Source organism: Mariniluteicoccus flavus, from assembly GCF_054776655.1.
The window spans coordinates 4004-15797 of the sequence record NZ_BAAHBN010000021.1; the positions used below are offsets into that span (position 1 = coordinate 4004).

General features: G+C 64.7%; 13 protein-coding genes and 1 pseudogene. 9 read left to right on the top strand and 5 right to left on the bottom strand.

From position 1 onward, the window contains the following. Positions 1–158 precede the first annotated feature (158 nt). Together ACYVAG_RS17495 and ACYVAG_RS17500 are read right to left on the bottom strand one after the other, a co-directional pair. On the bottom strand, positions 159–590 hold the full coding sequence (locus ACYVAG_RS17495; RefSeq protein ID WP_460771811.1) for a DUF4265 domain-containing protein: 432 nt from the start codon (positions 588–590) through the stop codon (positions 159–161). A gap of 11 nt (positions 591–601) precedes the next feature. After that, positions 602–1312 (bottom strand): DUF6308 family protein, encoded by a 711-nt coding sequence (locus tag ACYVAG_RS17500; RefSeq protein ID WP_460771812.1) that lies wholly within the window; start codon positions 1310–1312, stop codon positions 602–604. Between the two features lie 87 nt (positions 1313–1399). On the opposite strand from ACYVAG_RS17500, the gene ACYVAG_RS17505 reads away from it, so the two are divergent. From ACYVAG_RS17505 to ACYVAG_RS17515, 3 genes are all read left to right on the top strand, one after another. Next, complete coding sequence (locus ACYVAG_RS17505) at positions 1400–2248, top strand: endonuclease/exonuclease/phosphatase family protein (protein WP_460771814.1); 849 nt, start codon at positions 1400–1402, stop codon at positions 2246–2248. Positions 2249–2377: 129 nt separating this feature from the next. After that, on the top strand, positions 2378–2863 hold the full coding sequence (locus ACYVAG_RS17510) for a helix-turn-helix domain-containing protein (RefSeq protein ID WP_460771815.1): 486 nt from the start codon (positions 2378–2380) through the stop codon (positions 2861–2863). A 2-nt stretch (positions 2864–2865) separates the two neighbouring features. After that, on the top strand, positions 2866–3426 hold the full coding sequence (locus ACYVAG_RS17515; RefSeq protein ID WP_460771817.1) for a PIN domain-containing protein: 561 nt from the start codon (positions 2866–2868) through the stop codon (positions 3424–3426). Between the two features lie 21 nt (positions 3427–3447). Here ACYVAG_RS17515 and ACYVAG_RS17520 read toward each other — a convergent pair. Then, a pseudogene (locus ACYVAG_RS17520) lies at positions 3448–4239 on the bottom strand (suppressor of fused domain protein). 144 nt (positions 4240–4383) lie between these two features. Here ACYVAG_RS17520 and ACYVAG_RS17525 point away from each other — a divergent pair. The 3 genes from ACYVAG_RS17525 to ACYVAG_RS17535 all read left to right on the top strand — a co-directional run bounded on the left by ACYVAG_RS17525 (position 4384) and on the right by ACYVAG_RS17535 (position 6264). After that, positions 4384–4803: a helix-turn-helix domain-containing protein gene (locus tag ACYVAG_RS17525; RefSeq protein WP_460771819.1), complete on the top strand. Its 420-nt coding sequence runs from the start codon at positions 4384–4386 to the stop codon at positions 4801–4803. A gap of 25 nt (positions 4804–4828) precedes the next feature. Next, positions 4829–5413, top strand: a complete 585-nt coding sequence (locus ACYVAG_RS17530; protein WP_460771821.1) for a hypothetical protein — start codon at positions 4829–4831, stop codon at positions 5411–5413. Positions 5414–6045: 632 nt separating this feature from the next. After that, a complete protein-coding gene (locus ACYVAG_RS17535; protein ID WP_460771823.1) occupies positions 6046–6264 on the top strand; it encodes a hypothetical protein in 219 nt (72 codons plus the stop codon). A gap of 79 nt (positions 6265–6343) precedes the next feature. Here the strand turns inward: ACYVAG_RS17535 and ACYVAG_RS17540 are convergent, their stop codons facing one another. After that, complete coding sequence (locus ACYVAG_RS17540) at positions 6344–6757, bottom strand: hypothetical protein (RefSeq protein WP_460771825.1); 414 nt, start codon at positions 6755–6757, stop codon at positions 6344–6346. Positions 6758–6917: 160 nt separating this feature from the next. Then, a complete protein-coding gene (locus ACYVAG_RS17545; RefSeq protein ID WP_460771827.1) occupies positions 6918–8084 on the bottom strand; it encodes a hypothetical protein in 1167 nt (388 codons plus the stop codon). Between the two features lie 163 nt (positions 8085–8247). Between ACYVAG_RS17545 and istA the strand changes: the two genes are divergently transcribed. The 3 genes from istA to ACYVAG_RS17560 all read left to right on the top strand — a co-directional run. Next, positions 8248–9915: an IS21 family transposase gene (istA, locus tag ACYVAG_RS17550; RefSeq protein WP_460771829.1), complete on the top strand. Its 1668-nt coding sequence runs from the start codon at positions 8248–8250 to the stop codon at positions 9913–9915. Next, positions 9912–10724 (top strand): IS21-like element helper ATPase IstB, encoded by an 813-nt coding sequence (istB, locus tag ACYVAG_RS17555; RefSeq protein ID WP_343873347.1) that lies wholly within the window; start codon positions 9912–9914, stop codon positions 10722–10724. Before istA ends, istB begins: the two co-directional genes overlap by 4 nt. 82 nt (positions 10725–10806) lie before the next feature. Beyond that, on the top strand, positions 10807–11794 hold a 988-nt coding region (locus ACYVAG_RS17560; protein WP_460771832.1), incomplete at its 3' end, for an IS256 family transposase.

Here is an 11794-nt window from a genome sequence, read left to right on the forward strand (position 1 = left end):
GCGACGAAGGAGTCGAAGCTACCTACGCTGGCTGAGCGACGAAGGAGTCGAAGCTACCTACGCTGGCTGAGCGACGAAGGAGTCGAAGCTACCTACGCTGGCTGAGCGACGAAGGAGTCGAAGCTACCTACGCTGGCTGAGCGACGAAGGAGTCGAAGCTACCCCCGCCCCTCCACCCCCACATCGAAGTCCCAGTCACCCTCATCACGCCCCGCCCGCAGCTCCGCCAGCACATGCTCAACCTCCACGCCAGCGGGAACGTCCAGCGTGACCACCCCATAGTCAGTCGCGCTCGCGTTCACCCCCATGGACGTGAACACCTTCACGACGCGGCCCATCTCGACCCCGCCCAGCGGCACGACTCGCGCGCACCAGTGGTCACCTTCGACCGCGACCGACGTCGCCCACACGCGCCCGTCCTCGGTGGTGGTGGTCGCCACGACGTCGCCGACCGCGATGCCGTACGCGAAGGCCGGCGCACGGTCGATCCGATAGAGGTCAGGGCCGACCGCGGTGGCGTGTAGCTCCTCCTCGACGAACGGCGGATAGCCGTCGTCGTCCTGTTCGAGCGCGATCCAGAGGTGCGTCATTGCCGTCCCCTTCAGTCTTCGTGAGGCGACTGCAGCAGCTCGGGTTCTCGTGGCGGCAGACCTGACAGGACGCGACGAGAATTCCCCGATCCATCCATCCAGGTGAGCACGTCAAACACCCGCAGAGCAGACACGTGATCACCGATCCCTGCGCTCTCGCGCAACCCGAGCAGTCGATGATGAAGATCGCGCTCGTTCTCTTGAAGCAGTTTCTGGAGCGGCCGCCAACGCCGGGACAGTCCAGGAAAGGCGTGACGTTTCACCACGGCGTCGATGATGGGGATCAGCCGTGGACGTTTGCGAGCCAAGAGCTTGGAGGCCCTGGTTGGACCGATGCCTTGCAGGCCGCGAAGAGCCTCGTACAGCTCAGTGGCCTCGTGAAGCCCATCAATGTCATCCTCGTCAGCAAGGTCGCGGTCTGGCCCAAGTGCCTCCAGCAGTCGCGAGAAATGATCCGCCTGTCGACACAGCAACTCCATCGCCGCCCTCCCGCTGATCGGCGTCGACAGCAGGGAACATGCCACCAGATCGTCCGCAGTGAACACATTCGTCGACGCCTCGCGCCGACCTGACGGATCGAAGGTGTCCCATCGCCCGCCCGTGAAGCCCACGTTCTTGCCTGACAGGTCCGTGAAGTACGCCCGCAGCACCCACTCTGCGCGATCTTCTGCCCCGGCTTCCAGACTCGCGGTCAGATGGGGCAGGGCATCCGACGGCGTCATGCACTCACCCTAGGCCCGAGTGAACTTTCCCTGACCATCCCATGACGTCCCTGTCCACTCCGCCCCGACCGTCCTAGCGTCGCCTCCATGAAGCGCATCCTCGCCCTTACCGCCGCCCTCATCTCCCTGCTCGTCACCGCGACAACCACCGCATCACCCGCCCACGCCGCTCCCCACAAGGAGCACACCCTCCGCGTGCTGTCGTTCAACATCCATCACGCCGCCGACGCCGACGACGTGCTCGACCCCGAGCGCATCGCCCGCGACATCGAGCGGTCCGGCGCCGACGTCATCGGCCTCCAGGAGGTCGACAACCACTGGGGCGCGCGCAGCGCGTTCGCCGATCAGGCAGCCTGGCTCGCCGACCGCCTCGGCATGCACGTCGCCTACGGCGCCAACCTCGACCTCGCTCCGGCGGCCGGCCAGACCGAGCGCCGCCAATACGGCACCGCCATCCTCAGCCGCTTCCCGATCCTCGAGGCGGAGAACCACAGGCTGACCAGCATCCAATACCCGACGCGTCCCACCGAGCAGCGCGGCCTGCTGTCGGTCACGATCAACGTGCGCGGGCTGCGCGTCGACGTCCACAACACCCATCTCGACCACCAGCGCGCCGAGCAGCGCGCGTCGCAGGTCCGCGAGATCCTCGCCCTCACGAAGTCCGATCGCCCGACGATCCTCACCGGTGACCTCAACGCGGTCCCGTCGTCGCCGGAGATGCGCGACCTCATGACGGCCTACACCGACACCTTCGCGGCGCTCGGCCAGGACGACGCCTACACCTATCCGGTCGAGAACCCCGACCGGCGCATCGACTACATCCTCGTACGCGGGGACGCGCGCCCCCTGTCGGCCCACGTCATCCCCTCGCAGGCATCAGACCACCTGCCGGTGGTCGCCGATGTACGCGTGTCCGGGAAGCCCGGCAACGCCTGATACCGCGTTCTCCGAGCGAGCGCAGCGAGACGAGGAGCGACCCCACGCTGGCTGAGCGACGAGGGAGTCGAAGCTACGTTCTCGAGAAGTGCCCACCCTGCGTTCGAATTTTTCGACTACCATGTCCTCATGAGCGAGTCACAGCGAGAAGCCGAGACCTATGTTCCTGCCGAGGAGGAGCACGGGCAGTTGCTCGATCTGGTCGCCGCGCTCGAGAAACGTGGTCGGACCTCGGCCGACGAGTGCTACGTCAGGACCTCCGATGGGCAGCAGGTCAGGTTGCCCGATGATGTCGCCGACGTGGTTGTGCAGGTCGCGCGGGCGCTCGCCGATGGGCAGAGCGTGACGGTTCTCTCGCGTCAGCGTCTGTTGACCACACAGGAGGCCGCTGATCTGTTGAATGTCTCGCGTCCAACGCTTGTCCGGCTGCTCGAGCGCGGAGAACTTCCGCACGAGATGAGGGGACGCCACCGCCGTGTTCGGCTCGACGAGTTGCTCAGTTATCAGGGACGTCTCCGCGAGAATCGGACGCGTGCCTTGGATGCGATGCAGGATGATGCTGAGGCTGAGGGACTGTATGACCTGCTGGACGCTCCGCCCGCACCTACGCGCTGACGATGTTCACCGTCGTGCTGGACGCATGCGTTCTGGTTCCCATCACTTTGACTGACACCATCTTGCGCATCGCCGAAGCCGGGTCGGTTGGCGTTCGCTGGTCCCCTCGAATCCTCGACGAAACGCGGCGCGCGTTGGTGTCCAACGGCGTGGGGGACGAGGCCGCCGATCGGCGACTCCGGCACATGGCGAGTGCTTTCCCCTTGGCGAGCGTCGTCGCGCCGCCGGGCCTGGAGTCAGTCTTGACCAATCATCCCAAGGATCGGCACGTCTTGGCCACGGCCATAAGCGCGCCCGCTCCGACGATCGTGACCTTCAACCTGAAGGACTTTCCTGCTGCGAGTCTTCAGCCTTGGGAAGTGGAGGCGATCCATCCGGATGAGTTTCTGCTCAATCAACTGGACCTCGGGCCTGGCGCGGTCGTGAAGGCGGTGCGCCGGCAGGCCGGAGAGTCCACACGGCCGCGCCGGTCGGTGGATCAGATCATCGGTGGGTTGGCTCGTTGCGGGGTTCCAGAGTTTGCCGACGAAGTCCGGCGGCATCTCATGTCTCCTTGTGACTGATCCAGCTCAGCAGCGCCCCTGTCATCGCCTCCTCATCCAATACCCCACCACCGCCACCAGCGTCAGCGGTCCCCAGAGCAGAATCGGCCGCTGCTCGATGAACCGATCGATCAACGCGTCCCCGCCTTCCGGCTGCGAGATTTTGAAGTCCATCTCGGCCGACGTCACGGGGAGCACTGCGAGATAGTTGATCCGACCCACGGGCGTGTCTGCGGTCATGATGTCCGGCGGATATACCAGCGGCGGCCCGATGATCGCCCCGGTGAACGGGACCCCCTCGGCGTACGCCTGTTCCGGGTCTCCGTTCGGAATGCTGTGCCCCCAGCCGAACCAGGTCGCATAGTCGTGGGGCGCCCTCGCCATGTCCTTCAGCAGCCGGATGGGCCATTAGTTCCGCGGGTCCTTCAGTGCGTCGGGGCTGTCGTCGTCGAGGGAAAGCCCGGGCCATCCCGCAGGCAGGCCGATCAGCAGTTCCAGCCTCGCTGCCTATTCCAGCCCCGCCGGAACTGTCATCGGGAGATCGGACATCCCTGACGTCACCAACGTGAGGTGAGGGCGCTCTGGGGTGGGGGGAAAGACATACACGTCCAGGTGGATGCCGACGCTGGCCAGCTCGTGCAGCACCGACCAATCGGTCCCAAGATGCTGGGACAGGTGGGCGTCGCGTGCCTCGATCAACCCCCCTTGGGGAATCACGGGTTGGCCGAGATCGACGCGTTTGTCGCTCTGGACGATCGGCTGCCCACCGGGGGTTGTGAGATTCGAGTCCGGCGCTGCTTGGCGTCGCTCGCGGTCGGCACGTGGATACGCCATGTCGCGACACTAACGGGACGCTGGTTCTTTGTCGGCTGGCTGAGAGCCAACGGTACGCAGCCGCGAACGCACAGTGTGCATGACACACCTGACACCTGTATCTATCGGTGCTATCGTTTATAAGTGTCAAGGGGGTGGATTTTAATGACCACACACATTCTGGTTGAAGATCGCACGCAGCAACAGGCAAAGGGCATGCTCGGAGCGATGGAGCATGACGATGCCGAGTTGGTCATCGCACGAGGAGACATGCGCATCGCTGTCAGTGGCGAGATGCTGAAGGTCCTGTCGCAGGTCATTCAGTCAGTGGCTCGTGGTGGCACCATTCAGGTCGGCACGCTGCCGGAAGAGCTGACGACGTCGGTTGCGGCCGATCTTCTGGGCATTTCGCGGGGCACCCTCATGAAGCTCATCGGAGAGGGGGGGCTCCCGTCTCACATGGTCGGCAGTCACCACCGGCTGCGCCGCGACGATGTCTTGGAGTTTCGTCGTGCCCGTCTCGTGAGGCAGCGGGCAGCACTCTCTGAGTTGCTGGATCTGGAGTCCGAACTCGGCATGGACTGAGCTCCGAGCCAGTACGCTGCCGAGGGTGACGACTCGGGTCCTCGTGGACGCCAACGTGCTGCATTCTCGCTGCTTGCGTGACTGGCTCTTCATGATCAAGCAGGCCACGGGCGCAAGGATGTTCACGGTGGCGTGCACGGAGGACATCATGGCTGAGACGATCCACTCGATTCGGCGAAGTGCCCCGCACTTGTCGGGCGGCCACATCGCCCGCGTTCGTGAACTCATTGTCGAGAATGTTGACGACATGATTCGCGACTATGCGGTCGGACACTTTCCCGGGTCAGATGCCAATGACAGCCACGTCCACGGGGCGGCTGTCCATGCAGGTATTGGGATACTGCTCACGAACGATGGAGGGTGGTCTTCAATCGTCGACGAGCGTCCCTATGACGTCTATACCGCCGACGACTTCTTCTGTCTGGTGGCGAAGTCGGCACCACAGACTGTCGCCAGCGTGGCGATCGACCAGATCCGCCACCACCTGTCCCGGCCTGGTGTGGAGAGCGTCGACCTTGTCGACAAGCTGCGGAAGGCTGACTGTCCACACTTCGCCGAACAGGTGCGCCAACTGCTGATGACTGTCGACCTGCATGGCTTGACTTTGTGAAGGATGAGGAAAGATGAGAGCCTTGTCTTGGAAACCATGGAAACGGTCAACGGTCCACGATGAAGTAATGCTGTCCACAGCACTCGAACCTCCGGGTGCTGTTCGGGAAAGGCCTGACGAGGAGATTGAGCAGTTCATCGACCAAGCACGTTGGCTGATTGACTACCACGACAGACGGGGAGAGTCGCTGGCAACCAGGGCCGTGGCGCTGTTGGGATTTTCCGGCGTGATGCTGGCCCTGATCTTGCGATGGGAACTGCCCGTAGGCGTGTCGCCCTCTCGAGCGGTTGTGGTGGCGCTCGTCTCCACGGTTGTTCTGCTCATGGGTACTGCTGGAGCGTGTTTGCGCACCCTCTGGCCGCGGGACCTGAAGGCGCCAGCGATCAGGCAACTCCGTCGAAATTGGCGAGCTTGGGTGACGTCACAGCGTCGGGGAAGCGCGGCTAAGGACATTGCGGAAGGATTCCTCCTTGCGAAATCACTCGATGAGGCATGCGCTCTCGAGTTGACGCTCGATGCGGCCAATAGCAGGGCAGTATCGTTTAAATGGGCGGGGGTCCTGATGCTCTTGGCAATGGCGTCGTTGGGCCTCTTGCTCGTCGTTATCGGAATCCAAATAGTTAGGTGACTTCATGAGCGAGCATTCGGACCAAGACGGTCCACCGGTTGAGGACAAGTCCGAGGATTCAGTGACCTTGGATGCGATCGATGGGCTTCAGGATCCTGAGCAGGACTCTGTGAAGGGCAGCGGTTCTGCTGCGGACCGCCAGCCGGACTTGCAGGAAGCCAAGTTCGACACTTTCACCAAGTCGGGTGATGAACACGTTGAGGAACGAGATGCTGGTCGGTAGACCGCTGACAATCCTTCACCCGCATATGGAGGACTGAGGGTTTTGGGGCCGCGGCATCCCAGTGGTCGACAGCCGATGGCTACCGCCGCCTCATCCAATACCCCACCACCGCCACCAGCGTCAGCGGTCCCCACGCCAGAATCGGCAGATACGCCGCCATCATGATCGCCAGCGGCACCCCATGCACCGTGTACTGATCCGGCCGCGCCCCGCCGAAGATCTGTCCCGTCATCCTGATCGTGAACAGCCACGTCACCGCGAGCCCGCCCAGCCCTCCAAGAACCACCGGCACCCAGCGGGGGATCGGCACTCCCGCGATCCGTTCGCCCCACCTTTGCGCCAGCCCGAGACACAGCGCCCCGCACGCCACCTGCACGACACTCAGCCCCCAGACATAGCCGTGCTCACCCGCATGCAGCCGCTGCAGATCGTCGGTCCCCGGCAGCAGGTCCAAGATCATCAGGATGCGCCAGATCGCTGACGGCAGGGTCACGAGGAAGGCCCCGTACGCAGTAGCGCGCGCCCACGGTTGAGGATGACTGAAGGACTCTTGACGTTCTAGAACAGGACGTCTATTTGCCACAACTTGAGATTACGTGACGCTCGACCAGGTTCACAACAGTGGCAACAAGGGCCGTAGAGCTGAAGATGAGTCACGGGCACTCCGACGCCAATTCGGCTCTGAAGTCCGATGGGAAAGACGGATCAGACCGCGCATCGCAGAACCGCCCGTAGCGGAACCCCGCCGCTGCGTAGACCCATGTCCCGCTCACCCGATGCGCAAACCCGATGCCGTCGCTGCTGGTGTTCCCTGACGCCGCTGCGCTGGCGGCCAGTTCCACGCGTGCCCACGCTGGGTCGACTGTCGAGCATCGCGTCCCGCGAATCACCACATCCGGGTTGCCCAGCCCAGTCCGGAACACCTCCACCGGCACCGAACAGGTTTCAGTGACAGGTGGCGGAACCGCGCGGTAGGGCACTAGGCGCCCACCCTCCATGCATTCCGCCCCGGTGAATCCCGGGGGAATTGTTGCCACTCCAGACCGACGCAGGATAGAGCATTCGGGATCAGCCATCCCTGCCCACGCCACCTTCCATCGCCCATCCGTCTTGGCCCACAGGAACGCGTAGACCTCTAGACACTGGGACACCGATCCCGACACGAGGTCATGAGCCCGCACCTTCTCCAGCGTGATGGCCGGTTGTCGCCCCGTTGGGCAGATGTTTGCCAGTTCGCGTCGAAACTGGTCGGCCGCGAACGTTCCAAGTTCGGGTGGAAGCAGTGCCTGGGCATCGGCAACCGATCGGATCGCCTTCGGGTTCGGAACGAACACCTCCCCCTTGGTACGCGCGCTCTCGCGATCCAACCGGACCTGGAATTCATTTTGATCGGGATGGAAGATCCCTTGGATCGCTCCAATGACGAGTCCGCTGAAGAGCGCTGGAGCGCCAACGAGAATGCCGATGATGATGGCCGCCGCCCCTCTCGCGCTCCCCAGCATCTCGAGCAGCACCGGCGTTCCACAGCTCAGGAAGGCACGGGTGAGTTTTGCCGCTGATTCGACGTTGAGGCCTCGTTGAACGCTCTCCCCAGCAGACGCGATATCAGCCCAACATCCCAATTGGTCGAAGTCTTCAGCGAACTTGGCGATGTTCCCGATCTTCTCGACCGCCTTGACTCCGAGTCCGTCGAGGACCACCTGAACCACAGCCCCGAGCGCCATGAACATCACGCCAGGCGCCCACTGTTTGAAGCGGAGTTCTTTCAGCGGCGAGTTCACCGAGGATGTGGCGACCACCTTCAAGCCGGGAGCCATCATCACGACTCCACCGGACGGGTGGGTGGTTGTGACAGCTTGGTTTGGCCCCGTTGTGACGGCCTGAATCGGCCCCACGTGCAGCCTGCCGGGGTGTTGACGGTCTGAATTGGCCCCGCCCCTCCACGCTGGTCCCCATCCACTGGTGTGAGGCGAGGAGGCCGAGATGGGGTCACGAGTGCAACTGTTTGCCGACATCCGCCACGACGCGCGAGTCGATGGTCTGTCCATCCGCGAACTCGCGCGCAAGCACGGGGTGCACCGCCGCACCGTCCGCCAGGCACTCGCCTCGGCCGAACCACCACCCCGCAAGACCCCGGTCCGCACCGCCCCACGGCTGGACCCGAACAAGCCGGCGATCGACCAGATGCTGCTCTACGACCTGACCGCCCCGCGCAGGCAGCGCCACACCGCCACGAGGATCTTGGCCCGGTTGCGTGACGAGCACGGCGCGACGGACCTGTCCTACTCGACGGTGCGGGACTACGTCCGGATCCGCAGGGCGCAGATCGAGCTGGAGGCCGGGCGGCGGGTGGAGGCGATGGTGCCGCAGGACCACGCCCCCGGCGCGGAGGCGGAGGTCGACTTCGGTGAGGTGTATGTGATCCTCGACGGCGTCAAGACCAAGTGCCACATGTTCGTCTACCGCCTGTCGCACTCGGGCAAGGCGATCCACCGCGTCTACCCGACCGGCGGGCAGGAAGCCTTCCTCGAGGGCCACATCGAGGCCTTCCACGCCCTGGGCGGCATCCCGACCCGCCACATCCGCTACGACAACCTCACGTCCGCGGTCGTGCAGGTAATCCATGGCGGTGACCGGCTCCGCGAGGAGAACGAACGCTGGGTGCTGTTTCGTTCCCACTACGGTTTCGACGCGTTCTACTGCCAGCCCGGCATCGACGGCGCCCATGAGAAGGGCGGTGTCGAGGGCGAGGTCGGCTGGTTCCGCCGCAACCACCTCACCCCGATGCCCGAGGTCGCCAGCCTGGACGAACTCAACGACCAGATCCGTGTCTGGGAAGTCGACGACAACACCCGCCGGATCGCCGGCCATGCGAACACGATCGGGCAGGACTACCGCGCCGAACTCGACCACCTGGCGCCGCTGCCGGCCGATGACTTCGACCCCGGCCTGATCCTCCACCCGCGCGTCGACCGCTCCGCCCTGATCACCGTGCGCATGGTCAAGTACTCCGTTCCGGCGCACCTGATCGGGCAGCGCGTCCGGGTCAGTCTGCGGGCCTCGTGCGTGGTCGTGTTCGAGGGCCGCACCGTGGTCGCCACCCATCCCCGCCTCGGCACGCGTGGGGTGACCCGGGTCGAGCTGGACCACTACCTCGAGGTTCTGCGCCACAAGCCCGGCGCGTTCCCCGGCTCGACCGCCCTGGCCCAAGCCAGAGCCGCGGGGGCGTTCACCGCCGCCCACGACGCGTTCTGGGCTGCCGCCCGCAAGACCAGCGGCGACGTCGCGGGCACCCAGGAGTTGATCGACGTGCTCCTGCTCCACCGATCCCTTCCGGCCGAGGCGGTGATCGCCGGCATCACCTCAGCCCTGTCCGTTGGTGCGATCAGCCCCGACGTCGTCGCCGTCGAAGCCCGCCGCCACGCCACCACCCACACACCCGCCCCAGTCAGCCCGACCAGGCGGGGGACGGTCGTGAACCTGCCACCACGACGCCCCACCGACCCGCACCAGGTCATCGCGCACCTGCCCGAGGACACCCGCCCCCTGCCCACTGTCACTGCCTACGACGAACTCCTGCGCCGCCGCCAACCCGACCCCGCCCCGGCCTCCGCCGAGGTCCACCACCACACCCAGACAGGAACCCCATGACCACGAACACCAGCAGCTCCCGTCCGGGCGGTCTTCGTCGTCGTCACGGCCTCACCGAACAAGCCGCCCAGGCCGCGATCGACCAGGCCTGCCGCCGCCTACGACTGCCCACCATCCGGTCCGTCGTCGATGAGGCGATCACCACCGCCACCAAGGAACAACTCACCTACCAGGGCTTCCTTGCCGAACTCCTCCTGGCCGAGGTCGACGACCGTGACCGGCGCTCTACCCTGCGCCGTATCAAGAGCGCCGGATTCCCGCGCGAGAAGTGGCTGGCCGACTTCGACTTCACCGCGAACCCGAACATCAACCCCGCCACCATCAACGAGCTCGCCACCGGCGACTGGATCCGCCGCGGCGACCCGCTGTGCCTGATCGGGGACTCCGGCACCGGCAAGTCCCACCTGCTCATCGCACTCGGCACCGCCGCCGCAGAACAGGGCTACCGCGTCCGCTACACGCTGGCCACCCGCCTGGTGAACGAGCTCGTCGAGGCCGCTGACGAGAAGCAACTCACCAAGACCATCAACCGCTACGGAAGAGTGGATCTCCTGGTCATTGACGAACTGGGATACATGGAGCTCGACCGGCGCGGCGCCGAGCTGTTGTTCCAGGTCCTCACAGAGCGGGAGGAGAAGAACGCCATCGCGATCGCGTCCAACCAGTCCTTCTCCGCCTGGACCGACACCTTCACTGACCCCAGGCTCTGTGCAGCGATCGTCGACCGCCTCACCTACAACGCCACCATCATCGAGACCGGAACCAACTCCTATCGCCTCGCCCACACGCGAGCTCGCCAGACTCTGTGACTCGACGGGTCATGGCGTGGCCATCGGGTCTGTCAGAGAAACGGTGTGAGTGGCTCCATCGCCCGTGAGGGCAGGAGGAGTCATGATGACCGAGACAACCATCAGCAGCAGCTCGTCGGCCGTGGGGTCGGCCAGACTGGAGCGTGTGAACCCACCCCCACCGGATGAGCCGGCCGAGTTGGACAAGGCCCAGCGTGAAGTGATCGCGCAGATGGTGCGTCAGGCCAAGGACGCTGGCATTGCCCTGACCGGCCCCGACGGCCTGCTGAAGGCGTTGACCGCCCAAGTCGTCGAAGCCGCGCTCGACGAAGAGATGAACGAGCATCTGGGCTATGACAAGCACGACCCGGTCGGCCGTGGCACGGGCAATTCGCGCAACGGCACCCGCTCGAAGACAGTGGTCACCGACAACGTCGGCGCCATCCAGATCGACGTTCCCAGGGATCGTAACGGAACCTTCGAACCGCAGCTGGTGAAGAAGCGGCAGCGCCGCTTGTCGGACATGGACGCCATGGTGCTGTCGTTGTTCGCGAAAGGGCTGACGACCGGGGAGATCGCCGCCCACTTCGCCGAGGTTTACGGCACCAGCGTGAGCAAGGACACGATCAGCCGGATCACCGACCGCGTCGTCGACGAGATGAACATCTGGATGAGCCGTCCGTTGGAGCCGATCTACGCCGCCATCTTCATCGACGCGATTGTGATCAAGGTCAGGGATGGGCAGGTCCGCAACCAGCCCTACTATGCCGCGATCGGTGTCGACCTCGACGGGCACAAGGACATCCTGGGGATCTGGCCCGGCAACGGGGACGGGGAGTCGGCGAAGTTCTGGTTCGCCTGCCTGACCGAGTTGAAGAACCGGGGCGTCAAGGACGTGTTCTTCATGGTCGGTGACGGGTTGAGGGGCCTGCCCGACAGCATCGGGCAGGTCTTCTCGGCCGCGAAGGTCCAGACCTGTTTGATCCATCTACTGCGCAACAGCTTCGGCTACGCGTCGAAGCGGCACTGGCCCGAGATCGCCACCAACCTCCGCCCGGTCTACGAGGCCCCCAGCGCGGAGGCGGCCGACG